Source organism: Desulfotruncus arcticus DSM 17038 (genome assembly GCF_900113335.1).
GTDB lineage: Bacteria > Bacillota > Desulfotomaculia > Desulfotomaculales > Desulfallaceae > Desulfotruncus > Desulfotruncus arcticus.
On record NZ_FOOX01000015.1, the window covers coordinates 129,323 to 155,120 of the forward strand.

Consider the following 25,798-nt stretch of genomic DNA (forward strand, 5'->3'; position numbering starts at 1 on the left):
GATATGGATGATAATAATAATTATAAATTAATCACAAGCAGCAATGCCAGGTCCCCTTTTGCGGAGTCTTTTCGCAATCTGCGCACCAATATTAATTTTGCCGGGCTGGACAATCCGTATCGAACCATACTTGTGACAAGTACGGGGCCTGACGAAGGAAAAACCACAACCATAACCAATTTGGGTATAGTTATGGCCCAGTCCAATAAAAAAGTATTGATCATGGGCCTGGACCTGCGGCGTCCAAATCTGCATAAAGTATTTAATATAGATGATAACGTGGGGGTTACCAATGCTTTAATTGAGAACCTGGACCCCGAAGAACTGGCGCAGGAAACGGAGGTTCCCGGACTTTACGTCTTGTCCAGCGGGCCTATCCCTCCCAACCCATCCGAACTGATAGCCTCACAGCGAATGTGTTCGCTTCTGGAGCGGGCCCGCAACCATTATGATCTGGTACTGCTGGACTCCCCTCCGATAATGCTGTCGGATGCGCTGTTGCTGGCTAATCAAGTGGACGGGGTAATACTGGTGGTGAAGAAGGCTTCCACCCGGAAAGATCATGCCAAAGAGGCCAAGGAAAAACTGGAAAGAGTCGGGGCTAAAATAATTGGCGTTGTTCTGAACATGGTAGATATGGAAGGCGGTGACTATTACTACTATTATTACTACTCCCACGGCAACGAAGGCGGGCAGAGAAGGCGTAAGCCGGGGAAAATAGCATCCTTTTAATTAAAATAAATAAAATATTTGATTAATACTTGATCTTTTAATAGAAATTTGGTAAATTTTTATGTAGCTTTATACGGCGGAAAAAAGGCAAACTTGTCGAAAGATAGGGGCGCAAAGCCATGGGCCTTAGTCGCATCAGCGATATGGCAGCCGGTTGCTAATAAGCCGTACCTCCTTAGCAACAGCCAGAGGATGTACTGCTTAATCAAAGGAGGGTTATATTTGGCTTTGGAACAAGCAATTTCACAATCGGAATTAAAAGGCAAAGCAAAAGACAAAATTAAAGATAAAGCAAAAGAGCAGGAACTTATAATTAGTTTAAAACAAAAGCTAACCAAATTCGGTTACACAGCAGGTGAGGTTGAATATATCATAAAAAACTGTAGCTCCAACCCGGAGATTGTCCAAAAATTAAAATCCCAATTAGATATAGCCCAAAAATGCCTAAAGGTACAATAAATCTATAAGGCACAATAAATTAAAAAAATGGAGCAAAAACCCTCGACATAGTTTCGCGGGTTTTTTAGTTATTTATGTAATAATGCAAATAATTAACATTATTTTTTTTAAGAACAGGATTTAATTGGATCTTGCCGAATTTAAAACCATAAAAGCAAAAAAATACTACGCAGAGTGAATGGTGGGCAAGATAGTGAATAGTGCGGTAAGGTTTATTAGTCTATTAGTGGTCGACTTTATAATTATTAATCTCTCTTTTATCTGCTCTTACATTGTTAGATTTGAACAAGTGGAAGCGCTATTGCCCAACTTGGTCAACTATTTGCAAATATCACCGGTAATAATACTTATATTTTTGGCCTGCTTTTGTTATTTTAAAATTTATAAGCGCGTATGGGCTTATGCAAGCATCGGCGAGCTTATAACCATTGTCCAGGCGGTCACGGCAGGTAGTGTTATAGTTATTGTTTTAACCTACCTTACCGGGGCGATGCTGCCCCGCAGCATCGTTTTGACTTCCTGGGCTTTTATTATACTTCTGCTGGGCAGTTCAAGATTATGCTGGCGCCTGCACCTGGAAGTTAGAAAAAACAGTTGTCGTAAGGGCAAAAACACGCTTATAGTGGGAGCCGGCGACGCCGGTGTGTTGGTGGCAAAGGAATTAAAAAACCACGACAGCGGCCTTGTGCCCGTCGGTTTTATTGACGATGACCCCAATAAATGGAGATTAAGCGTTCTGAGTTTACCGGTGTTCGGAAATCGCGAGAAAATAGAAAAAACAGTTAATAAACATAATGTGCAGCTGATTATCATAGCCATGCCTTCTGCCGACGCCCGGCAAATAAAACAGATATTTGAAATTTGCCGAAAAACCAATAAAGAAGTTAAAATATTGCCGGGCTATTACCAGTTAATTGATGGTAATGTTAAAATAAATCAGCTGCGACCGGTAAAAATTGAAGACCTGCTTCACCGTGAACCCGTTAAACTGAATTTAAATGAAATATCCGGATATATTAAAGGAGAAACCGTATTAATAACAGGGGCCGGGGGGTCAATAGGCTCCGAACTCTGCAGGCAGGCAGCGGGCTTTAAGCCAAAGCTGCTGGTGATACTGGGGCACGGAGAAAACAGCATCCATAAAATATGGCTGGAACTGCAGGAAAAGTTTAAAGATATACCGCTGGGGGTAGAGATTGCAGATGTCAGAGACAAACAGAAGATAAACTCGGTATTCCAAAAATACCGGCCTGCGGTGGTGTTTCACGCGGCGGCCCACAAGCATGTGCCGCTAATGGAATATCACCCCGACGAGGCTGTTAAAACCAATGTGCTGGGAACTTACAACGTTGTAGAGGCAGCGGATCGGGCCGGTACAAAGCAATTTGTTTTAATATCAACCGACAAGGCCGTCAATCCCTCCAGTGTTATGGGGGCCACCAAACGGCTGGCCGAACTGATTATTCAAAATGCGGATAAAACCAGCAATACTAAATTTGTGGCTGTCAGATTCGGCAATGTGCTGGGCAGCCGGGGCAGCGTAGTTCCCATTTTTGAGGAACAAATTAAAAAAGGTGGTCCCGTTACGGTAACCCATCCGAAAATGAAACGCTATTTTATGACCATTCCCGAGGCGGTCCAACTGGTAATTCAGGCAGGCTCCATGGCTGACGGGGGCGAGATATTTATTCTGGATATGGGCAAGCCGGTAAAAATTGTGGATCTGGCCAGAGATATGATTAAACTGTCCGGTTTGGAGCCGGATAAGGATATTGAAATAAAGTTCACCGGCGTCAGGCCGGGGGAAAAGCTTTTTGAAGAACTTTTAACCGAGCAGGAAGGAGTCGCATCAACAACACATAAAAGGATTTTTGTAGCTAAACCATGCCTTTTTGAACTGGCGGAGCTGGAAAAACAGCTGCTGTATATATCGGCAAATGCTAATAACATTGATGATAAAATAATATTTGCCATTCTTGATTTGATTATACCTAATTTTAAAAACTACAGGGATAAATTAGTTGGTTAGTAGTTAGTTGGTTAGTTGGACAGGAACCCCCTTCCCCCTAACCAACTAACTACTAACCAACTAACTGCTAACCAAATGTTTACTTTACCAGGATACATAATTATTGAAGAAATTCATGAAAACAATCGCATCAAGGTTTACCGGGGTCTTACGGCTGGGGACCGGTTGCCGGTCATTATCAAAGCCGTCAGGTCGGTAACGGCTAACCCTGTAAGTATATCGAAACTGCTCTATGAATATGAGATTAGCCGGAACCTTGACATTGAAGGGATTATTAAACCCGCGCGTTTGGAGCAGAACGGGGTAACTATTGCCCTGATTATGGAAGATATTGGGGCTGTATCCCTGAGAAAACACCTGGCCGGCAACCGCCCGGATCTGCCCGGCTTTTTTTCCATGTCCGTTCAATTAGTGCAAACCCTGGGGGAACTTCATCAACAAGGCGTTATCCACAGAGACTTGAAGCCTGATAATATACTTATTCATCCCGCTTCCGGAGAAGTGAAAATAATTGACTTCAGCACCGCCATACTTGTTTCCGTGGACAGCGCAAACGCCTCTTTGCCAACCGCTCCGGCGGGAACCCCGGCGTATATGTCCCCGGAACAGACCGGCCGGATAAATACGATTACTGACTGTAGAAGCGATTTTTATTCGCTGGGAGTAGTTTTTTATGAAATGTTAACCGGGCAGCTTCCTCTGCGGGCGGAAAATCCTGTTCAATGGGTTTATGCTCACACAGCCCAAAAACCGGTACCCCCATGTAAAATCAACCCGGAAATCCCCCCGGCAATCTCCGCCATTATTATGAAATTGCTCTCCAAAACAGCCGAGAAACGATACCAAAGTGCCGGCGGCCTGCTGTGGGACCTGGAAGAATGCCGGCGGCAGTGGAATCAAAGCGGAATCATTAATCCGTTTCCCCCGGGACGGGCGGATACTGCCGGACGCTTTCAGCTTCCCCAAAAGCTCTACGGCAGGGAAAAAGAAATTGCGGCTTTGACGGATGCCTTCGGACATGTATGCTACGGACAGGCGGCATTAGTCATGGTGAGCGGTTATGCCGGAACCGGGAAAACGGTATTGATTAATGAAACACTGAGATCTCTAACGGCAGCCGGAGGTTATTTTGTGTCCGGTAAGTTTGGCCAACTCCGGCATAATGTGCCATATGCTCCCTTCATTCAAGCCTTTGGCAATTTAATGCGGCAGCTGCTGACCGAAAGCAGGGAAAAACTCGCTGCCTGGAAGAAAAAACTCCTTCGCGCCCTGGGCGGGAGCGGAGCGGTCATTGCCGGAGTAATTCCCGAAGTGGAACTGATTACGGGACCCCAACCGGCTGTTGAACAACTGCAGCCGCTGGAGGCTCAAAACCGCTTCCGCATGGTATTTCGGAACTTTGTCCGGGTATTTGCCAAAAGAAAACATCCGCTGGTCATATTCCTTGATGACCTGCAGTGGGCGGACCCGGCATCATTGCAATTAATCCGGTTTTTAGGCGACGATCCGGACAGCCGCTGTCTGCTGCTTGTCGGCGCCTACAGGGATAACGAAACAGCCGGGGCGCACCCGGTGCTGGAAACCCTGGCGGAGCTGCAAAAAGCGGATATTCAGGTGCGGCATATTGCGCTGACGCCTCTTGACCCGGTCCAAGCCGGCCAATTCATTGCCGGTTCCCTTGGCTGCTCAGAGGAAAAGGCGGCGCCGCTGGCGGAAATCCTTCACCGGAAGACGGGCGGCAATCCCTTTTTTCTGGGCCAATTATTACAATCCCTATACAAAGAAAATCTAATTGCCTTTAACCCGGAGAAGGGCTGCTGGGAATGGGACCCGGCTTCTTTGCAGGCAATTCCCATAGCGGACGATATTATCGAATTCATGCTGGGAAATCTGCATAAACTACCGGAAGAGACGCGCAATACGTTAATGCTGGCCGCCTGCATCGGCAATGCATTTGATTTAAAAACGCTGGCCGTTGCCTGCGAGAAAACTCCGGCTGCAACAGCCAGAGGTCTTTTGCCGGCAGTTTTGGATGGGCTTGCCCTGCGAGTATCCCATTTTGACGATGAGTATGAATTTTTGCACGATCGCGTGCAACAGGCGGCCTATTCCCTGATACCGGAAGAACAAAAAAAAGAACTGCACCTGAAACTTGGACGTTTGATTTTAGAGCATACCGGCCGGGACGAACTGGACGCGAAAATACTTCTTATAATGGATCTTGTGAACAGTGGCCTGGATCTCATTGTTGATCCGGCTGAGAAAATAAAACTGGCCGGCCACAACCTGACGGCCGGCCGCAAGGCCAAAGCCTCCACCGCCTACGTCGCGGCGTTAAATTATTTCCGGGCCGGTGTGGAGCTATTGCCTGAAGACGCCTGGGAAAAGCATTATCAATTAACCTACGATCTTTATCTGGAACGCTCTCAGTGTGAGTATTTCGGCGCCAATTCAGAAACGGCGGAGCAACTGTTCGACATTATACTAACCCGGGCAAAAACAGAACTGGAAAGAGCCGGTGTATACGGCAAAAAAATTGAATTTTATTCGGCAACCGGAAAATACGCGGCAGCCATTCAGCTTGGCATCAAGGCCTTGCGCAAGCTGGGTGTCGGATTGCCGCCCAACCCCGGGAAAATTGATTTTATCAAGGAATTAATAATCTTCAAATGGCGGATGCGCGGCAAAAAAACAGGCGAACTGGTCAACCTGCCGGAAATGAGTGATCCGCTGCAAAGGAAAGCGCTGGAATTATTAATACTGATTGCCAGCGCGGCTAACCTGACCAACCCCGATTTGTATGGACTAATCCTTTTGAAAATAGGAAATTTCACATTAAAGCATGGCCATACGGATCTTTCTTTAATCGGATATGCCGGTTACAGCATTACAATCGGCAGTATGCTGGGAAACTATGCCGGCGGACATGAGTTCGAGCAAGTGTGCCTGCAGGTAGCCGGAAAATACGACAATAGCTCATACAAATGCATTGCCTATTTTCTGTTGGGCTCATTTGTCGCCCATTGGGCACAACCTGGCCTGACCGGTGTTGATTATTTGCAAAATTCCATCCGGTATGGTCAAGAATCCGGCCAGGTACTTTTTATCGGGTATGCGCTTTCGGTTATTATTGAGAATAAGTATCTGTTGGGCATCCCTCTTAAAGAGGTTGCCGAGGAAGTTAAATATTGCTACAACTTTGCCAAAAGGATGAAACATGAAAATTCGTTTATCAACGCAATTATCTATCAAAGTTTTGTTTCAGCTTTAATGGGGTTTACCGGCGATCCCTTTACCTTCAACGCCGCAGGCTATGACGAGAACAGTTTGATGGAATTGATAAAAGACGATAATTTAGCCCTGCTGACTTATTGGTTAACTAAAATCCAATTAGGTTACCTGTTGGGTGATTATGAAAATGCCCTGACTGTGGCGGAAAAAGCTCATGACAATATTGACGCACTCATAGGATTCAGAATGTTTGCCGAATATAATTTCTACTATTCCCTGGTGATTACCGCCGTATATGATGGATTGCCTCCCGGGAAAAAGAGGAAATATCGTAAGATGTTAAAAAAGAACCAGCGTCAAATGAAGAAGTGGGCGAATTCCTGCAATGAAAACTTTTTGCACAAGTATCTGCTGGTGGCTGCCGAAATGTCACGTCTATGCGGCAAAGGGCAGGAAACCATGGCTCTGTATGACCGGGCCGCACAGTCTGCCCGGGAAAACGGCTGCATTCATATGGAGGCGCTGGCCAATGAACTGGCGGCCAGATATTATCTGGCCGCAGGCCGGGAGAAAATTGCCCGGGCCTACATGAGCGACGCCTGCCGCGGGTACTGCCGGTGGGGGGCCATGGCCAAGGCCCGGGCTCTGCAGGAACAGTTTCCCCGCCTGCTGGCCGGAATAGTGCCGGAGCATGAAAAATATGATCCCGCCAAAGTATTAAAAAGCGCCTTCCAAATTTCCACCGAAAGTGACAGTGACCCTGCCGGCGATTTGGATCTGTGCGCCATTAGGAAAACGGTGCAAAATCTGTCCGAAGCAACCGATCCCGGAACGCTGTTAAAAAGCTTTCTGGACATTGCCATCGAAAACGCCGGTGCCGACAAGGGATATGTACTGCTGGAGAAAGACGGGGAATTGTTCATTGAAGCTTTAAAAGAGAGTGAACACCCGGCAGCGGTAATTGCGCCGGCTCCCCTGGAAGAAAGCAATGGTCTCTCCAGGGCGGTGGTCAGGTATGTGGCCAGGACCCTTGAGCCTGTGGTGCTAAATGGCGGGGATCAGGCCGGAATTTTCGCCGGGGACCCCTATATCACCCAATCCCCGGCTAAATCCATAGTTTGTCTGCCCGTGCTGTTTCAGGGCATACCTGTGGGAGTTCTGTACCTGGAAAACAGCCTGATGGCGGGAGTATTCATGCCGGACCGGCTGGAAGTGTTGAAGCTGTTATCCAGCCAAATGGCTTATGTAAAGAAATTGCAATCATTCCTGGAAGAAGGCGCCGCCGCAATGATGGACGAAACTCCTCCGCCACCGGCAGGCCCACTCACTGAAAGAGAACTGGAGGTGCTGAGTTTGATTGCCGCGGGCATGTCAAACAAGGAAATCGCCCTGAGGCTGCAGCTAACCTTAAGCACCGTTAAAAGCCATATACTCAACATATACGGCAAGCTTCAGGTAAACAGAAGAGTTCAGGCCATAATCAGGGCCAAAGAATTAAAGCTGTTAAAATAATGAAGCAACAGGCCCCCCCTAACCGGCTGAATACTACCCAGCTACCCTACTACCCAACTAAAATTCTTCATCTCATACTTTTGGTTGATCACAGCCTGAAAGATTTACTATAAAGTTATAGGGGGGTCCGCCCCGCACATCCCCGATAGAAATTAACACATCTGTAACAAATAATCGAATTTTTGTAACAATAATATTGTAAAAGTATTATTGGAAGGTGATTTGCTTGAACTTTGTATCGCGGACAGCCATCCTGCTTTTTTGCGACTTTGTATTGGTTAATTTGGCAATGGTGCTGACGCTGTTGATTCGTTTTTACGAGTCGGGCAATGCCTTGTATTATCTGCAAAACTATATTAATTTTGCGCCTTTGGCCGCCGGGCTGATGATTATATCTTTTTACCTGTTCAGGCTGTACAATAAGGTATGGGCCTATGCCAGCATCGGTGAGCTTGTCACCATCGCCACAGCTGTATCGACCGGGACGGCGGGCGTGTTTATATTAAGCTTTTTTATCCAAACACCCCTGCCCAGAAGCGTCGTGTTGATGTCCTGGGCCTTTAACATACTGATCATCGGCGGCTCCAGGTGTGCCTGGCGCGTGTACGTAAAAACCCAAAAAACAATCGGACAAAATAACGGATACAAAAAAGAAAAGAAAAAAGCACTCATTGTGGGCGCAGGCGATGCCGGGGCAATGGTGGCCAGGGAATTACAAAACCATGATAACGGCCTGGTCCCTGTCGGTTTTGTGGATGATGATGTGAAAAAACACGGAATGACCATACTGGGCATACCGGTGCTTGGCGGCCGCGACAGGCTTCCGGCGATAATTAAGGAACGTATTATCGCCGAAGTTATTATTGCCATGCCCTCGGTGCCGGGGGAGATTATCCGCCAAACGGTGCAGACCTGCAAAAGCGCCAATGTTAGGTTAAAAATATTGCCGGGCATCTACCAATTAATTAACGGGAAAGTAACGGCCAGCAGCCTGCGCACCGTCCAGGTGGAGGACTTGCTGGGAAGAGACCCGGTGAGGGTAAATATGCGACAAATAGCCGGATATCTGACAGGCAGGACAGTGATGGTAACCGGAGCCGGCGGGTCCATCGGCTCCGAGCTTTGCCGGCAGGTGGCCGGGTTTGCCCCTTCACGTCTGATTGTACTGGGGCACGGAGAAAACACCATTCATAATATTGTTATGGAACTCTGGGAATCGCACCACGATCTCACCATTGACATAGAGATTGCCGATGTGCGGGACAAGCAAAAAATTGATAGTATTTTTGAATTGTACAAGCCCTCAGTGGTTTTTCACGCTGCTGCCCATAAACATGTTCCCTTGATGGAACGGCACCCCGATGAAGCCGTTAAAACAAATGTCTTCGGCACAAGGAATGTGGCCGAAGCCGCAGATAGGGTGGGAACGGACATATTTGTGATGATTTCCACCGATAAGGCGGTCAACCCTTCCAGCGTCATGGGCGCCACCAAGCGCCTGGCGGAACTGGTGGTCCAGCACCTCAACAAAATGAGCAGGACCACCTTTACCGCCGTCCGGTTCGGCAACGTGCTGGGAAGCAGCGGCAGCGTGGTCCCCACATTCAAGAGACAAATACTGCGGGGAGGACCTGTCACCGTCACCCACCCTGAAATGAAAAGATACTTTATGACCATACCCGAGGCGGTTCAACTGGTCATTCAGGCCGGGGCCATGGCCGAAGGCGGGGAAGTTTTTGTGCTGGACATGGGCGAACCGGTGAAAATAATTGACCTGGCCCGGCTGATGATTACCCTGTCCGGTCTGGAGCCCGGCAAGGATATTGAAATAAAATTCTCCGGCGTCAGACCTGGTGAAAAGCTGTTTGAAGAACTACTCACCGCGGAAGAGGGCTCCGATGTTACAAAACATGAAAGAATTTTTGTTGCCCGCCCCACCGGGGTGGATTTTGCCCGGCTGGAAGCCGAATTACATAGACTCTGGATTCAAAACAGTAACGGCAGAATAGCCAGCGAGGATGTTTTCGAAGTACTCATTAATTTGATCCCCAATTTCCGCCACTATAGAAAAGAATGGTTGGTTGGCTAGTTGGACAGTTTTAAACTCTAACCAACTAAATACTAACCAACTGTCCAACTAATATGTTGCACTTTTAATAAAAATTGGATATGTTATTAGTAGGAAAGTGAGAATATCTAGCTGAATAAAGAGGTGCAATATATGATTACCGAGCTTCGTAAAAAATCTCAAATCACCATTCCAAAAGAGCTGGTGTCGAAGCTTGGCCTAAAAGAGGGAGATAAGCTGGAGATCACTGAAAAAGACGGTGTCATTCAAATCATGCCGGTTGTAATATAATCCTAAAAAGTATCTTAATGAATTAAAAGAAGATTACAGATATAAAGACTAAAATTAAAACAGGGAATCAACCGATGTTTGATAACGTGGATGATTTATTTAAAAAGCTTAATACCGAGGAGATTTAGGAGAATTAAAAGTGTTTTCCGAGTGGCTGTCCGCCATACCAGGCCATGTAGCCCTGGGCTTTCGCACCATGCTGGCCAAGTTGGTTAGTTGGTAAGTTAACTCAGGAATTCCCTAACCAGCTAATAAAGGGTGTAGTCATATGAAAGATAATGCAAAATTGACTAAAAAACAGATAGTTTCATTACTTAATGTATTAAATAGTAAATTAAAAGAAAAAACTTTATATGGGGAGATTTCTATTGTAGGAGGAGCTGTTATGTGTTTGGTTTATGACGCACGCCCTTCTACGAAAGATATTGATGCCATTTTCAAGCCTAAATCTGAGCTTTATAATATAAGTAAGGAAGTGGCTAAAGAGTTTAATATACCTGAAAATTGGTTAAATGATGGGGTAAAAGGCTTTATACACAAAGGCGAATTTAAACCCTATAAAAAGTTGAGTAATTTAATGATAAATGTAGCTTCCGCTGAGTTTATGTTTGCCTTAAAATGTTTTGCTTCTAGGTATGGTCCTGAATCAGAAGATATAAATGATATTAAATTTCTAGCTAAGTTTTTAGATATAAAAACTACCAGCGAAGCAATTAATGTTATTTTAAGGTTTATACCCGAAAAATTAATTTTGCCTAAGACAAGGTATTTCCTTATGGAGATTTTGGGGGAATAATTAGTGACTTTAAAAGAGTTAATTGAAAAAACAAAAGAAAATTTACAGGACTTTTCTTTTAATATGTCAGATTTCCTTGATGCATTTTATAATAGTAAATCCACATCTAAATATCGTAAAAACGCAATAAAAGAAGAGCCGGTCCATTACGAAGAAATTCCGCAGTATTTGTATGCTTTCGTTGCCGCTACTGCGCATAAATTAGCAGAGGATTATAATTTAGAAATACCAAATTGGACTTTAAAGGATATTTATTGCTTAAAATACCCCTATTTTGCGATGAATGCTAAAGGAAATTTAAGATTATATTTATTAGTAGAAAGTCCCCCTGCTTTTAAATTTCGCAATTTATATGTACCTGAAAATTGTCTTTCAAGAGTGTGATTATGAAGTAGCAAAGAAATTAGTATCAGGTCGATATACCCCGGTTGATAAAGAAAAGCTGAGTCTTACGTTTCGGGGGGAATAGATGTGCTGGGCCATGCCGACATCTCCATTACCCGGCGATAAATGCAAAAAACAAACAGGACTACAATTTTACTCTCATCGTTGCCGTCATACCGTTGGCACCCAGTTGCTGCAGAAAGGCATCTCTATTGATAAAGTGCAAGAAGTTTTAGGGCACGAGAATATTTCAATAACCAGGCGTTATGCCAAGACCGCCCCGGAAGTAATTATGGAACTGGCAGCAAAAGCGAGCAGGGTTGAAGAGTAAATGGCAATTTATGGTTTTTATTAAAAGAAATATCAAAAGATTGAAGGATATGGGGATGTTTGTAGAATAATCACAAATATATACAAAAATTTAGAGGTTTAGTCTTTATAAAAGCATGCATAATACAGGCGATTAACTGTTGCATTAAAATGGTTTAGATCAAGGTATTATTGTAGACTTTCCTTAGGCTATCGCGAGGTAAACCATGCTGCGCAAACAAGTGAAAAATTACCTTATAGAGTTAAAAATGAAGGGTAGCTCTGAGCACACTGTAAAAAACTACGGGTATCATTTTGATAAATTCATCACCTACATGGAAGAAAACAATCTTAACTATATAGAACTTACAGCAAAGCAGTTTAAAAAATTCCGTAATCGCATGGTGGAACAGGGATTGAAACCCCGAACGATTAACGCGGTTTTATCCGCGCTGAAAAGCTTTTATGATTTTCTGGTAGAAGAGCGATTAGTGCCTGGCAACCCCATTATCACCAGAAGGCTGAGGGTTAAGGAAGGCCAATCCCTGCCCGACTTTATGACAACAGAAGAATTAAAAGTGTTTTCCGAGTGGCTGTCCGCCATACCAGGCCATGCAGCCCTGGGCTTTCGCACCATGCTGGCCACCGGCATGCGGGTCAGCGAGGCCGCGTCAGTGACACCCAACGACATCATCGTGCTGGACAACGGCGGCTACATCTTCAGGGTGCGCCACGGTAAAGGGGATAAAGAAAGATATGTGCCGGTGACGGATTCGCAAGTAGTCAATGACCTAATTACATATACTGGAGACCGTCGAGACGACGATCCACTATTTGGCATCACCAGCCACGCCTTTAAATGGTGGGCCCGCAAATGCCGGCTGGAGACGGGGATTAATTTTCATTCGCACCGCTGCCGGCACACCCTGGGTACGCAGCTGCTGCAAAGAGGCATTTCCATAGATAAAGTACAGGATGTGTTGGGTCACGCCGACATTTCTACCACCCGGCGCTACGCCAAAACCGCCCCGGAGGCCATTTACGAGTTGGCGGCCAAGGTGGATGAACTAAAAGAACGCCGGGCGCTGTATAGATATTGGCTGCGGTAATAGAATGTTCGAAACTTGGATGTTGTGATAAAATACAAGTAAGTTTAAGGAATGCCAGGGTCTATTAGGATGGAACCGATGGAATCGCAATTAAGAGAAGAAATTAACAAATACATAACTGACTTAAAAATGCAAGGCAGTTCAATGCAAACGATAAAAAGTTACATATACTATCTTAAAAAATTCGCATCCTTTATGGAGTCTAACAACATGGATTTCTTGACCTTTACCCCCTCGCAAGCCAGGCTGTATAGAAATTATATTATAGAAACTGGTCTTCAACCCAGAACAACTAATAAGGCTATATCTACTCTAAAAGGTTTCTATAACTTCCTGATTGAGGAAGGCAAAATAATAGGCAATCCTATAATTACACGCAGATTACGGGTTAAAGAAGGACAAGCCTTGCCAAGATTTATGACAGCCAGAGAACTTGAAGTGTTTACTGACTGGTTGACCACTATACCCGACCAGGTTGCCATGGGTTTTCGCACTATGCTGGCTACCGGAATGCGTCTAAGCGAAGTTATTGATATGAAGTGCAGCGACCTAATTAGATTGGAAAATAGCGCCTATATAATCCGTGTCAGGCATGGCAAAGGCAATAAGGAAAGATATGTTCCCGTTATGGATGCTGATGTGGCCAGACGGTTGGCGGAGTTAAAAAAAGAACGTCCTACTGAAGCGCCGCTTATAAAAGTAAGCAGCAACCAATACGGTATATGGTCGCAGAAGTGCAAGAATCAGACGGGGATAGATTTTTACCCTCACCGCTGCCGGCATACTGTGGGCACACAGTTGCTTCAAAAAGGAGTGGACCTGGACAAGGTCCAGGAAGTGCTGGGCCATGAATACATTTCGACAACCAGGCGTTATGCTAAAACCGCCCAGGAAGCCATACTTGAATTGGCTGCGAAAGCGGATATGGTGAAAGAATCCGTGGCTCTCTATAGGTTCTGGTTAAGGTAAAAAAATTTTTAAAAAAATAACATTTATAGGTAATCTTGCAGGGAATGTTTTAATTTTAGCGAAATAAATAAAATAAGTCATTTATAGGTAGTATTTTAAATAAAATTTACAGAAAATGGTGGCTGAAACGTTATGTATAGTTTGATGCCTATTAGGGTATTTAGGTGGATATATATTGGACACGCCTGCTTCGGTAACAATGAGTCGGTGGCGTCCTTTTTAGTTTAGGGTGGAAAGTTGGTTAGTGGATAGTTGGTTAGATTTTAAAGCTTAGCCAACTAGCCAACTAAATTGATTGAATAGTCGCTCGGAAGTGTGTATGCGGGTAGATTGAATGTGTCTTTAGTGGGTTAGTAATTAGTTGGTGAAGAATTAATTTCTAATTAAGTACAAATCCGCCAGACAACTCTCAAGGAGTATAACAAAAATGTATATGAAAATAAAAAGAATAATAGATATATTCCTTTCATTATTAGGATTAATCATATTATTGCCGTTATTCGTGATTCTAATCATAGCGATTAAGCTTGATTCTAAAGGCCCTGTGTTTTTTAAGCAAAAACGTATTGGCATTCATAAGAGTCATTTTAATATATTAAAATTCCGGACTATGATTATAGATACGCCAAAAGATACTCCGACTCATTTATTAGATAACCCGGAGCAGTACATTACAAAGATGGGGAAATTTTTGAGGAAAACAAGTCTGGATGAGCTACCGCAAATCTGGAACATCTTTGTTGGACAGATGAGTATTATTGGTCCTCGTCCTGCTTTGTGGAATCAATATGATTTGATAGAAGAACGAGATAAATATGGTGCTAATAATGTACCTCCTGGGCTTACTGGATGGGCTCAGATAAATGGTAGAGATGAACTTCCCATTGAGATTAAGTCTAAGTTGGACGGAGAATATATTCAAAGGATGAGTTTTTTATTCGATGCTAAGTGTTTCTTTGGGACCGTTTTTAGTGTTTTGAAAAGTGATGGAGTTATTGAGGGAGGGCCTGGTAAAAAAGAGATTGCACCTACTAATGAGTTGTTATCTTCAGGTAAATCACTAGAGCAGCAGAGGTAGTTTTTAGTGCTTTTAATTATTTGTAACATAGAAAGGCGTTTTTTGTAGAACTTTTGATAACTAGTCATAGAGAAGATTTATATGTAACTGGGGCGTGCAATGGTAAAGATTGGTTTGTGTCTATAAAGTGTTGCTTATTGCAATGCCTATCATAGTTAAGAAAAAAATAAGGTTGAAAAGTTTGCTAAACAATATTGCTATTAGATCTTTTTTGTATTAATATGTGGTAATAAAATTTTAATAGATTTGTAGCGATATTTATTAAAATATTTTAAATTAGCACTTTTGGAATTTGGGGCATATCAATTAATTTAGCTAATTTCCGAAGCTGTAAATATGGTTATAGTTAAAAATATCTAATGTTCAGGGAGCGGAGTCGAAAAAGTTTTTTTGAATAACGATATGATATATCAAAGTAAAATGTTTTTGAGAGTGGAGAACGTATATGAGAATATTAATATTAGCAAATCATTTTATTACTATCTATGCATTTAGAAAAGAGTTGATTAAAAAATTAGTTGATGCAGGAAATGAGGTATACATTGCTTTACCTAAAACCAAAGAAATTGAATACTTTTCTAATATTGGATGTGAAATTATTGATACTCCTCTTGATAGGAGAGGAACAAATCCTATTTCGGATATAATGCTATTATTGCAATATATAAGGAAAATTAAAGTCATAAAGCCCAATATAATTCTTACCTATACAATTAAACCAAATACGTATGGTGGTATTGCTGCTAGGATTTGTAGAGCAAAGGTTATTCATACAGTAACTGGATTGGGCTCTGTTTATATTCAGAACATGTGGCAAAAGCATATTGCAGTTCTGCTTAATAAAATAGCCTTTAAATATGCTAATAAAGTAGTTTTTTTAAATGAAGATAATAAAGAATTTTATAAAAAGTTAGGAATTATCTCTGAAATGCAAAATACTATGATTGTTCCTGGTTCAGGTGTTAATTTAAAGAAGTTTAAGCACGTTGAACAGCCTAGTGGTGATAAAATTATTTTTACTTTTGTAGGCAGGGTACTTCAAGATAAAGGAATTGAAGAGTACTTAACAGCGGCAAAGGAACTTGTTAAAAACTATAACAATGTTGAGTTTGAAGTAGTTGGTTTCGTAGATGAGGAAAGGTATATTAAACTCCTTAATGAATTTGATAGAAAAGGGATTATTAAATATCTAAGTAAACGAAATGATGTTCCTCAAATAATGGCGAAATCTAGCTGTATCGTTCTACCGTCTTATGGAGAAGGAAGAGGTACTGTACTACAAGAAGGGGCGGCTGTAGGAAGACCGTTGATAACATGTGATACATATGGGTGTAAAGAAAATGTAGTGGATGGATATAATGGTTTTTTGTGTAAAACATCAGATGCCGAATCTCTTAAAATTAAAATGGAAGAGTTTTTAAATTTATCACAAGAACAAAAAGCCTTGATGGGAAAAAGAAGTCGAGAAAAGGCAGAGAAAGAATTTGATCGGGAGTTTGTTGTTAAAGCTTATATTCAAGAGATAGATAAAATATGTCAAGGTGAGGTATAAACGAATGAGCTTATACGAAAAGATTTTAAATAGAAAAGAAAAGATTTCATTAATCGGACTAGGTTACGTTGGACTTCCTATAGCCGTAGCTTTTGCGAAGAAAACTGATGTAATTGGATTTGATGTTAATAAAGAAAAGATTAATCTTTATAAAGATGGCATAGATCCTACCAGAGAAGTGGGAAGTGAAGCAATAAAAAATACAACAGTAGACTTTACTTCCGATGAAACAAAACTAAGAGAAGCTAGATTTCATATTGTAGCTGTACCAACTCCTGTAAAAGGAGATCGAACACCTGATTTAGCGCCGGTTGAATCAGCAAGTAGTACTTTAGGGAGAAACTTAACCAAAGGATCGATAGTAGTTTATGAATCTACTGTTTTCCCAGGAGTAACAGAAGATATTTGTGTTCCAATTTTAGAAAAAGAATCAGGGCTAAAGTGTGGTGTAGATTTTAAAGTTGGATATTCTCCTGAAAGAATCAATCCCGGAGATACAGAACATAGACTAGAAAATATCATAAAAGTTGTGTCGGGTATGGATGAAGAGACTCTAGATACCGTTGCAAGGGTATATGGGTTAGTAGTAAACGTTGGAGTATTTAAAGCAGAAAGCATTAAAGTCGCTGAAGCTGCTAAGGTTATCGAGAATGCCCAGCGCGACATTAATATTGCTTTTATGAACGAACTTTCCATCATCTTTAATAAGTTGGGAATTGATACAAAAGCAGTACTTGAAGCGGCAGGTACAAAGTGGAACTTTCTTGACTTTTCACCAGGACTCGTAGGTGGTCATTGTATAGGTGTTGATCCATATTATCTTACATATAAAGCAGAGCAGGTGGGTTACCATTCACAGATTATTCTATCAGGAAGAAAGATAAATGACGATATGGGTAAGTATGTCGCTGAAAATACAGTAAAGAAAATGATCAAGGCAAATAAGCAAATAAATGGTTCAAAAGTAGTAGTCTTTGGAATTACATTTAAAGAAAATTGCCCGGATGTTAGAAATACTAAAATACTAGATATCATTGAGGAATTAGAGGATTATGGAATAGAGGTAAAAGTAGTGGATCCGGTGGCGGATACAGAAGACCTATGGCGTGAATATAGAATTAACCCTTGTATATGGGAAGAAATAACAGACATAGATGCTGTTATATTTGCAGTTCCTCATAAAGAGTTTAACGCTATAAAATTAGAAGATATAAAGAGGATGTTTAGACCAATAAGCAACATCTTCTCCGATGTTATGAAGGAAATTGCTGCAACATCTGAGTCTGATGTAGATATTGTAAATAATTGTGTTTTAATTGACGTAAAAGGAATGTTTAATCGACAAGAAGCAGAGCAAATGGGGTATATATATTGGAGGTTATAAAATGGGTTATGAAAATATTAAATTTTCAGAGGGGACTCAATTCTTAATAACCGGGGCGGCAGGTTTTATAGGCTCAAATTTAGTAGAAGCAATAATTAAATTAGGATATAAGGTGAGAGGACTTGATAATTATTCGACTGGTAAAAAAGAGAACGTAGAAGAGTTTTTGGGTAATGCCAACTATGATTTTATTGAGGGAGATATTCGCGATTTTGATACATGCATGAAAGCCTGTGAAGATGTGGATTATGTCCTTCATCAAGCGGCGTGGGGAAGTGTACCAAGAAGTATTGAGATGCCTTTATTATATGAGGAGATCAATATAAAAGGGACATTAAATATGATGGAAGCGGCGAGACAAAACGACGTGAAAAAGTTTGTTTATGCATCTAGCTCTTCTGTGTATGGCGATGAACCTGACCTTCCTAAGAAGGAAGGAATAGAAGGTAATCTACTTTCACCCTACGCTCTTACCAAGAGGGTAGATGAAGAATACGGGAGACAATATACAAAACTTTACGGATTAGATACTTATGGTTTAAGGTACTTCAATGTTTTTGGCAGAAGACAAGATCCAAATGGTGCATACGCGGCGGTTATACCTAAATTTATTAAACAATTACTAAACAATGAAAGACCAACAATTAATGGTGATGGTAAACAGAGCCGAGACTTTACTTACATTGAAAATGCAATTGAAGCTAACTTAAAGGCTTGTAACGCACCTCGTAAAGCAGCAGGGCAGGCGTATAATATTGCTTATGGTGGCAGAGAGTACCTAATTGATATTTATAATGAGTTGTGTAAAGCTCTAGAAAAAAATATAGAGCCTATTTTGGGGCCTGAGCGTAAAGGTGATATTAGGCACAGTAATGCTGATATAAGTAAAGCAAAAGAAATGTTTGGATATGAACCTGAGTGGAGTTTTGCGGATGGGCTGAAGTTGGCAATTGATTGGTACAGAAGCCATTTGTAAACTAAAAGTTTAGAGTATTTTCAATTCTTGATAGTTTAGACTAAATAATAGGAGTGTAATCAGCTAAATTTTATTTTATAAATAATTTCACTGGAAACTGTTTTCTGTTTAGGGATTTAGATTTTAAATACTATTTTCAATAGACTATCTATGGTTAATATGCACGGTATAGGATTTGATGGAGTCTTTACTAATTAAAAGTTTAAGGTTATAAGTAAATACACATACATAGGAGATAAGTATGCAAGGAGTATTTGTGCATGACCATAAGTTCCCACGCTACGGAGAAGCTTATTACCATTCATATGGATTTGATAATGAGTTTTTTAATCGTTATTTAAATATATTTGATAAATTTGATATTATTGCCCGAGAAACGAAAATTGATTTTGAAGAAGCTATAAAAACGCCTACTGTAAATGAAAAAGTGGATTTTATATCCATAAGTAATTATGTTCAGCTTAAGTCAAGCTTCATTAGGGATAATATTGATAGAAAAATAAATGAGAGTGATTGTGTAATTGTTCGGTTACCAAGCATTTTAGGATTATATGCTATTCGCAGTGCAAAAAAACATAATAAGCCGTATTTAATTGAAGTAGTAGGATGTCCATGGGATGCTTTTTGGCAACAAAATATTTATAAAAAATTAATTGCCCCAATTATTACTATTTTGTGTAAAAAGGCTATTTATGATGCTGGTTATGTTGTGTATGTAACAGAGGATTATTTGCAAAATAAATATCCAACATTAGGAAGTAGTATATCGTGTTCAAATGTAACGTTGCCATCAGTAGATGAAATTAATTTAAGAAAGAGAATAGAAAAAATAAAAAAATTAGATTCAAATAAAAATGTAATCATTGGTACATGTTCTACGGTCGACGCCTTATATAAAGGTCAACAGTATATGATCGAAGCTATTGCAAGATTGAAATCAAAAGGATATAAAATAGAATATCAATTAGTCGGCGGAGGGGATCCCAGTTTTTTAAAATCTATTGCAAAAAAGTTTGGGGTAGAAGATGATGTTAGATTTTTAGGTAAATTAAAACATGCAGATGTTTTTACGTGGTTAGATCAAATAGATATTTATGTTCAACCAAGTAGAACAGAAGGCTTGCCAAGGTCGGTTATAGAGGCAATGAGTAGGGGATGCCCAGTATTTGGATCCAATGCTGGGGGAATACCAGAATTAATCGATAATGAGTTTGTTTTTAAGAAAGGAAATGTTGATGGTATTTGTAATGTTTATAAAAAATTTACATATGAAGTAATGAAAAACCATGCGTTACTTAATTACAAAAATTCAAAAAAATATTTACAATCAGTGTTGTATGAGCGGAGAATAAGTTTTTTTAAAGAGTTTATCAAAGGAGCTGTACTGAAAGAAAAAGAGGTGAAAGAGTGAAATATGTAAGAATTATAATTGACTTTTTAATAAGAGATACTCCAATTCACTTGATAAACTTGGTAACTGTTTTGCTTCCTAATCACCTTATAACTAACAGAATTAGAGGTGGTTTGATAAGACCTTTTTTAGGTAAATGCGGGAGGCGTCTTCAGATTGGAAAAGGCGTCATTATCAATAATCCCAGAAATCTACGAATGGGTAATGATTGCTATATATCTCATTATTGCTATGTTCAGGCTAAAGGAGGATTAGAATTTGGAGATAATGTAATTATTGGCCCAATGTCAATTATTGCAACTAGTAATCATATTTTTGAAAAAGGTGTAGTAAAAAATAAGGGGAGTCATAAACCAATAGTTATAGGAAAAGGAACTTGGTGTGGAGGACATGTTGTTATTACATCTGGAGTTAATATCGGGGAAAGTGTAGTAGTTGCTGCAGGTGCTGTAGTGACCAAAGATGTAATATCAAATAAGAAAGTTGCAGGAGTTCCCGCTAAAGAAATTACAAGTTGTTGAATAAAATTGGTAATGGTGTATTTATTTGTTAAATATTTAACGTTACGTATTAGTGACAGTGAGTATTTAATGGATATATATTACATCTTATTTAAGGTATTTGGTAAGGACATTAAGCATAATTTTGCACCAGACAGACTTGAATATTTGTGGACTAATGCTAGTATCAGTGTTTTCAAAAATTGGAGGAAGCCCAAATGATAAGAGTTTTGCACATTGTTAGTGCTATGAATAGAGGCGGTCTAGAAGCCTTTTTAATGAATGTGTACAGAAACATTGATCGTGCAAAATTGCAGTTTGATTTCATGGTACATACGGAAGAGAAGTGTGCACATGATGCTGAAATACACTCTTTGGGAGGGGAAATTTATTCTGTACCAGTGAGGGGGAAAGGGATTGCTGCAAATAAACAAGCTTTAAATGATTTTTTCGCAGCTCATAAAGAATATAAAATTATCCATCAACATGCAAGTTCGTTAACTTATATTGAGCCACTTAAAGCGGCAAAAAAACATGGTGTTCCAGTACGAATTATTCACAGTCATAATACCAAGCAAGGTGGTAGTAGACTACATAGATATATTCATTTAGTTAATCGATTATTCATAAAAGATTATGCAACAGATTTTTTTGCATGCTCCGACTTGGCTGCTAAATGGATGTACTCAGTAAAACAGTACCATAAAGGAGATTTCAAAATAATTTGTAATGGAATAGAAATAAACAAATTTGTTTTTAATGAAGCCACAAGGAAAAGGGTTAGAGACGAATTTAACATACAAAATAAGTTTTTGGTAGGGCATGTGGGGAGATTTCAACCTCAGAAAAATCACGATTTCTTAATTGATATTTTTAAGGCAATACACGAAAAAGATAACAATAGCGTATTGATGTTAATAGGAGAGGGAGAATTGCGCTTAGAAATTTTAAAGAAAGTTGAACAGTTAGAACTAAAGGATGCTGTAATTTTTACTGGGATACGCTCTGACGTAATAGATTTGCTACAAGCAATGGATGTGTTTGTATTTCCTTCATTACACGAAGGATTGCCAGTTGCGCTAGTCGAGTCTCAAGCTGCGGGATTAATGTGTATGGTATCAGATGTGATAACAAAACAAGTGAACATTACAGAGTTGGTAAATAATCTTGAATTGAGCAGAAGCGCAGATTTTTGGGCTAAAACAATTATAGAAAAGGCAGGCAACTATAAAAGAAAAGATACTTCGAAATTGATAAAAGATGGTGGTTTCGATATAAAAGTAGTGGCAGAAGAATTGCTTAGGTTTTATTTGGGAAAAGAAGTCACATGTTAAAAACAAAAACAAAAATAAAGAAGCTTATATGTATTTTTGTAACTCTAATGATGCTTTTTTTTATTTACATATTGAAATCCACCTATGTCGTTAATATATCATACAATAACAGTTTATTCTGGTTGAATTTTTTTGGCTTATTTGGTTGGGTGACACTTATTTGGAGTATAATGTCGTGGAGAATTTTAAGAGGCGAAATAATCTGTATATATAGTATTTTTTTAGGTGTATTCTATCTATTTACTTTTGGACAAAGCTTATTAATCATTTTTGATTTAGTATCTGAAAATCGGGATTTGCTAAATGGAATTTCTTCTTTTCAGCTTGTGGAGGCGCAGATATTTACCCTACTTTGTCTTGTTGCGTTTCACTTAGGAGCTTTGATCATATGTAAGGAAGTAGGTAAGGAAACTAAAATTTATTCCAATAATAAGATGTTAAATTCGGATGTAATAGGTATGAATAAGGATAATGTGCTTATGATTAAAGCAATAAAGTATGCTGGCATTACTTTATTGTTATTTTCATTTCCTGGATTTATTTATGATACCATTAGTACATTAACTATAGTAGTAAATGAAGGCTACAGAGCTTTATATGGCTATGATGGTGATGTGAGAAGTGTGGGTTTGATAGCGCGAATTTTTCAATATACTTCCTCCTATTTTTTGCCCGCTTTAATATGTTTATTGGTAGTATATAGAACTAAGGTTGCTGTGAGAATTTGGATTGTTGCTGTTATGATAATTTATATTATAAATGAATTATATATTGGTGGTAGGGGTGGCGCCGTTAGCTTGATTTTGGTTATAATATGCCTCTACCATTACAGCGTTAAACCAATCAATAAAAAGAGAGTTTTTACGATTGGTATTTTTTCATATTGTCTCCTGTCATTTCTAAGTGTTATTGCTCAACTGCGTGGCTTATCTAATAGAAGTATTATAGATTACTTTGTAGCTTTTGCAGAATCATTCGGTAAAAAGAATTTATTTTTTGATACGCTTACAGAAATAGGGTGGACAATGTTTCCTTTAACGATGATAATGCAAATATTTCCTTCCAATTATGAATTTTTTTGGGGGAAAAGTTATTTTTATGCGTTGACATCGGTGATACCGAATTTAGGGTTATGGGAGCTACATCCGGCTGCGCTGTATGCAAGTGGCTCTACGTGGCTTATGGATTTGCTCGATTTATATTCTGGCCCAGGTTTTTCACTTTGTGCAGATGCTTTTAGAAACTTCGGTTGGTATGGATTTATAGTTCTTCTAGGTTTTGGCTTGCTTTTCGGCCGAATATATTCGTCTATTGATAAATTTACGATACACACACGACCTGAGATATTATGTTTTGTAATGATATTCGCAAATGCAACTATGATGTGTGTTCGGGGAGATAACTTATACATAGTTCGCCCTTTATTCTATGTTGTTATACCAATTTATGTTCTAATTAGAGGCATATACTACTACTTGTTAAATTCTAGAGTAACACATAAAATGTCAGGATAACTCTATAGGAAATATGATTAACGATAAATAAGCTCATTTGGAATAAAGTGGCTAAAAAAATTGCCTGTATGCTATTCGGTTGTTCAGCGAAGAATAGCTACGTTCTTTTTTTAGAATAGAGTTTCCTTTTATAGGTTGACCACCATACTTTAAGGAGCTTAACTGGGCCGTAATTACTCTACCTCGGAAAGCCTTGCTATGGTGTTTTTGTACTGGCTTATACATCTGTATAGCGATTTTTTCGTAAAATTGCCTAATACTTCAGCGAATGACTTTACCGGGCAGCACGTTGTTTTAAGGACCAGTTTCACTCCTTGTTCATCGTGTCCATTCAGTTGGTAAAGTAAATTTGTAGATATATTCAAGATATGCAAAAGGTTAAGCTTGTACATTAATGTTTTTGTTTATAATGTAACATTGATTAGCAATAATGAGATTTATTTATGTGCAAATTTTAATAAAGAGATGAGGTACATATTTTGTTTAAGGCTAAGAAAATTGAAAAAAAAGATTCTTTAAAGCCTCTATCTTTACGAAAAAATATTTCTTGGACGTTTATGGGTAATATCATTTATGCTGGATGTCAATGGGGCATGTTAGTAGTATTGGCAAAACTGGGTTCGCCAGAAATGGTTGGAAGGTTTGCATTGGCTTTAGCAATAACTGCTCCTGTAATGATGTTAACAAATTTGCAGTTGCGGGGAGTACAGGCAACCGACACGAAAGAATTGTACCAATTTGGTGATTATTTAGGTCTTAGATTAATTACGTCTATGTTAGCTTTTTTTATTGTTGCTGTGGTGGTACTACTTACTAATCGTGTCCTGGAGACTATTTTTGTTGTTTTAATTATGTGTATGGCAAAAATAATAGAATCTATTAGTGATATTGTATTCGGCCTAATGCAAAAGAACGAGTGCATGGACCGTATTGCCATGTCTATGATTTTTAAAGGGGTTATATCACTATTAGTACTAGGTATTGTTGTTTGGATTACAAGTAGTCTAGTTGTTGGAACACTAGCCCTAGCCTTAGTTTGGTTTGCAGTACTAGTTTTTTACGATGTTAAAAACGCTCAGCGTTTTACGACTTTTAGGCCAATAATCCATTACCCTGCAATAAAGAGTATGGTTAAACTCTCATTACCTTTAGGGATTGTATTAATGATGGGATCACTAAACACAAATATCCCTCGCTATTTCATAGAATTTTATATTGACGAGGAAACGCTAGGATATTTTGCGGCAATGGCATACTTAATTGTAGCTGGCAATTCGGTTATTAGTGCTTTAGGTCAATCGGCTACCCCTAAATTAGCAAAGTACTATGCATATGGGAATAGGAAAAGTTTTGAGAAATTGATTTTAAAAATGGTTGGTATTGGAATTATTATGGGTGTTATAGGTTTAGGGGTTGCAATAATATTTGGCAATGAGCTATTGACATTACTTTATAGTGAAGATTATGCGAAGTATTCAGATGTTTTTGTATTAGTTATGTTAGCCGGAGCAATTAATTATGCAGGATCATTTTTAGGATATGGCATGACGGCAGCACGTTGTTTTAAAATTCAGCCATTTCTTGGGTCAATATGGGTAATTTCAAGTTTAGTAGTGTCATTTTTATTAATACCAAGTTACGGTATGAGGGGAGCAGCATACGTTTTAATAGTATCATCGTGTGTACAATTAGTTACAAAAACCTTGGTTGTAGTCTATCTGATATATATCAGGAAAGCCGATAATTATGTAATAAAAAATTCAGTGTGCAATTTAATATTTTAGTAAAAGACTCAACTTTCACAGAACCAAAAACCCCTTTAAGCTAGGCACAACCTGAAAACAGCAAGTCTTAATTGCTTATGTTGACAATTTAAGACGCATTAGCAACAGCAGGTAACATCTTTTTCCTTATATATGTTGGCAATTGTTGTAACCATATATCGACTTTTTCGGCAACAGATATTGCTTGAGATTCCACCGTATTACCAATCACGATAGAGTTCATTATGGATAACAATTGGGTAAGGGCTGTTTGATAGTCAAGCTCCTTTACCTCATCACACATTATGAAGAACAGCTCCCCCAATGACTTAGGGTCAGTATTTAATCGTGACTCCCAAGATAACACAATGTATCGAGTAAAAATAATGCTGGTATG

The 25,798-nt window shown here is 39.8% G+C and carries 20 protein-coding genes, 1 pseudogene and 1 riboswitch; of the genes and pseudogenes, 20 read left to right on the plus strand and 1 reads right to left on the minus strand.

What is annotated here, in order from left to right:
• Positions 1-3 precede the first annotated feature (3 nt).
• From BM056_RS18485 to BM056_RS18585, 20 genes are all read left to right on the plus strand, one after another.
• Positions 4-732: a CpsD/CapB family tyrosine-protein kinase gene (locus BM056_RS18485; RefSeq protein WP_092473191.1), complete on the plus strand. Its 729-nt coding sequence runs from the start codon at positions 4-6 to the stop codon at positions 730-732.
• Positions 733-808: 76 nt separating this feature from the next.
• Positions 809-894, plus strand: a riboswitch (cyclic di-GMP riboswitch).
• 60 nt (positions 895-954) lie between these two features.
• A complete protein-coding gene (locus BM056_RS18490; RefSeq protein WP_092473193.1) occupies positions 955-1,191 on the plus strand; it encodes a hypothetical protein in 237 nt (78 codons plus the stop codon).
• Positions 1,192-1,369: 178 nt separating this feature from the next.
• Positions 1,370-3,220: a polysaccharide biosynthesis protein gene (locus tag BM056_RS18495; RefSeq protein ID WP_174549977.1), complete on the plus strand. Its 1,851-nt coding sequence runs from the start codon at positions 1,370-1,372 to the stop codon at positions 3,218-3,220.
• A 75-nt stretch (positions 3,221-3,295) separates the two neighbouring features.
• Positions 3,296-7,963, plus strand: a complete 4,668-nt coding sequence (locus tag BM056_RS18500) for an ATP-binding protein (protein WP_092473196.1) — start codon at positions 3,296-3,298, stop codon at positions 7,961-7,963.
• Between the two features lie 226 nt (positions 7,964-8,189).
• On the plus strand, positions 8,190-10,052 hold the full coding sequence (locus tag BM056_RS18505; protein ID WP_174549978.1) for a polysaccharide biosynthesis protein: 1,863 nt from the start codon (positions 8,190-8,192) through the stop codon (positions 10,050-10,052).
• A 132-nt stretch (positions 10,053-10,184) separates the two neighbouring features.
• Positions 10,185-10,322 carry an AbrB/MazE/SpoVT family DNA-binding domain-containing protein gene (locus tag BM056_RS27525; protein WP_337833526.1) on the plus strand — a complete coding sequence of 46 codons (138 nt, stop codon included), beginning with the start codon at positions 10,185-10,187 and terminating at the stop codon, positions 10,320-10,322.
• Between the two features lie 268 nt (positions 10,323-10,590).
• On the plus strand, positions 10,591-11,118 hold the full coding sequence (locus BM056_RS18515) for a DUF6036 family nucleotidyltransferase (protein ID WP_092473198.1): 528 nt from the start codon (positions 10,591-10,593) through the stop codon (positions 11,116-11,118).
• 3 nt (positions 11,119-11,121) lie between these two features.
• Complete coding sequence (locus BM056_RS18520) at positions 11,122-11,502, plus strand: hypothetical protein (protein WP_092473200.1); 381 nt, start codon at positions 11,122-11,124, stop codon at positions 11,500-11,502.
• 85 nt (positions 11,503-11,587) lie between these two features.
• Entirely contained in the window at positions 11,588-11,833 is a 246-nt protein-coding gene (locus BM056_RS18525; RefSeq protein ID WP_092473202.1) for a tyrosine-type recombinase/integrase, read from the plus strand.
• A 205-nt stretch (positions 11,834-12,038) separates the two neighbouring features.
• The gene (locus BM056_RS18530) at positions 12,039-12,920 is read left to right on the plus strand and encodes a tyrosine-type recombinase/integrase (RefSeq protein ID WP_092473204.1); all 882 of its coding nucleotides are present in this window, start codon (positions 12,039-12,041) and stop codon (positions 12,918-12,920) included.
• Between the two features lie 78 nt (positions 12,921-12,998).
• Entirely contained in the window at positions 12,999-13,889 is an 891-nt protein-coding gene (locus BM056_RS18535; RefSeq protein WP_165613604.1) for a tyrosine-type recombinase/integrase, read from the plus strand.
• A gap of 427 nt (positions 13,890-14,316) precedes the next feature.
• Positions 14,317-14,967 carry a sugar transferase gene (locus BM056_RS18540; RefSeq protein WP_092473208.1) on the plus strand — a complete coding sequence of 217 codons (651 nt, stop codon included), beginning with the start codon at positions 14,317-14,319 and terminating at the stop codon, positions 14,965-14,967.
• A gap of 445 nt (positions 14,968-15,412) precedes the next feature.
• Entirely contained in the window at positions 15,413-16,519 is a 1,107-nt protein-coding gene (locus tag BM056_RS18545; protein WP_092473210.1) for a glycosyltransferase family 4 protein, read from the plus strand.
• A 4-nt stretch (positions 16,520-16,523) separates the two neighbouring features.
• The gene (locus tag BM056_RS18550; RefSeq protein ID WP_092473212.1) at positions 16,524-17,903 is read left to right on the plus strand and encodes a nucleotide sugar dehydrogenase; all 1,380 of its coding nucleotides are present in this window, start codon (positions 16,524-16,526) and stop codon (positions 17,901-17,903) included.
• A 1-nt stretch (position 17,904) separates the two neighbouring features.
• Positions 17,905-18,879, plus strand: coding sequence for an SDR family oxidoreductase (locus BM056_RS18555; RefSeq protein WP_092473214.1), 975 nt, complete (start codon positions 17,905-17,907; stop codon positions 18,877-18,879).
• A gap of 241 nt (positions 18,880-19,120) precedes the next feature.
• The gene (locus BM056_RS18560) at positions 19,121-20,290 is read left to right on the plus strand and encodes a glycosyltransferase family 4 protein (RefSeq protein WP_092473216.1); all 1,170 of its coding nucleotides are present in this window, start codon (positions 19,121-19,123) and stop codon (positions 20,288-20,290) included.
• Positions 20,287-20,811 (plus strand): acyltransferase, encoded by a 525-nt coding sequence (locus BM056_RS18565; RefSeq protein ID WP_092473218.1) that lies wholly within the window; start codon positions 20,287-20,289, stop codon positions 20,809-20,811. The genes BM056_RS18560 and BM056_RS18565 overlap by 4 nt, the downstream gene beginning before the upstream one ends.
• A gap of 197 nt (positions 20,812-21,008) precedes the next feature.
• Positions 21,009-22,124, plus strand: a complete 1,116-nt coding sequence (locus tag BM056_RS18575; RefSeq protein ID WP_092473222.1) for a glycosyltransferase family 1 protein — start codon at positions 21,009-21,011, stop codon at positions 22,122-22,124.
• Complete coding sequence (wzy, locus tag BM056_RS18580; protein WP_092473224.1) at positions 22,118-23,638, plus strand: O-antigen polysaccharide polymerase Wzy; 1,521 nt, start codon at positions 22,118-22,120, stop codon at positions 23,636-23,638. The genes BM056_RS18575 and wzy overlap by 7 nt, the downstream gene beginning before the upstream one ends.
• Positions 23,639-24,117: 479 nt before the next feature.
• Positions 24,118-25,422 carry a lipopolysaccharide biosynthesis protein gene (locus BM056_RS18585; RefSeq protein ID WP_207648216.1) on the plus strand — a complete coding sequence of 435 codons (1,305 nt, stop codon included), beginning with the start codon at positions 24,118-24,120 and terminating at the stop codon, positions 25,420-25,422.
• A gap of 88 nt (positions 25,423-25,510) precedes the next feature.
• On the opposite strand, the pseudogene BM056_RS18590 reads toward BM056_RS18585, so the two are convergent.
• A pseudogene (locus BM056_RS18590) lies at positions 25,511-25,798 on the minus strand (hypothetical protein); the annotation flags it as partial.

Excerpts from the sequence above, each read along its gene's own strand:
- BM056_RS18500 (WP_092473196.1), top strand. The coding sequence starts at position 3,296 with ATGTTTACTTTACCAGGATACATAATTATTGAAGAAATTCATGAAAAC.
- BM056_RS18495 (WP_174549977.1), top strand. The coding sequence starts at position 1,370 with ATGGTGGGCAAGATAGTGAATAGTGCGGTAAGGTTTATTAGTCTATTA.
- BM056_RS18485 (WP_092473191.1), top strand. The coding sequence starts at position 4 with ATGGATGATAATAATAATTATAAATTAATCACAAGCAGCAATGCCAGG.
- BM056_RS18525 (WP_092473202.1), top strand. The coding sequence starts at position 11,588 with ATGTGCTGGGCCATGCCGACATCTCCATTACCCGGCGATAAATGCAAA.
- BM056_RS18530 (WP_092473204.1), top strand. The coding sequence starts at position 12,039 with ATGCTGCGCAAACAAGTGAAAAATTACCTTATAGAGTTAAAAATGAAG.
- BM056_RS18540 (WP_092473208.1), top strand. The coding sequence starts at position 14,317 with ATGTATATGAAAATAAAAAGAATAATAGATATATTCCTTTCATTATTA.
- BM056_RS18535 (WP_165613604.1), top strand. The coding sequence starts at position 12,999 with ATGGAATCGCAATTAAGAGAAGAAATTAACAAATACATAACTGACTTA.
- BM056_RS27525 (WP_337833526.1), top strand. The coding sequence starts at position 10,185 with ATGATTACCGAGCTTCGTAAAAAATCTCAAATCACCATTCCAAAAGAG.
- BM056_RS18515 (WP_092473198.1), top strand. The coding sequence starts at position 10,591 with ATGAAAGATAATGCAAAATTGACTAAAAAACAGATAGTTTCATTACTT.
- BM056_RS18555 (WP_092473214.1), top strand. The coding sequence starts at position 17,905 with ATGGGTTATGAAAATATTAAATTTTCAGAGGGGACTCAATTCTTAATA.
- wzy (WP_092473224.1), top strand. The coding sequence starts at position 22,118 with ATGTTAAAAACAAAAACAAAAATAAAGAAGCTTATATGTATTTTTGTA.
- BM056_RS18545 (WP_092473210.1), top strand. The coding sequence starts at position 15,413 with ATGAGAATATTAATATTAGCAAATCATTTTATTACTATCTATGCATTT.
- BM056_RS18550 (WP_092473212.1), top strand. The coding sequence starts at position 16,524 with ATGAGCTTATACGAAAAGATTTTAAATAGAAAAGAAAAGATTTCATTA.
- BM056_RS18575 (WP_092473222.1), top strand. The coding sequence starts at position 21,009 with ATGATAAGAGTTTTGCACATTGTTAGTGCTATGAATAGAGGCGGTCTA.
- BM056_RS18560 (WP_092473216.1), top strand. The coding sequence starts at position 19,121 with ATGCAAGGAGTATTTGTGCATGACCATAAGTTCCCACGCTACGGAGAA.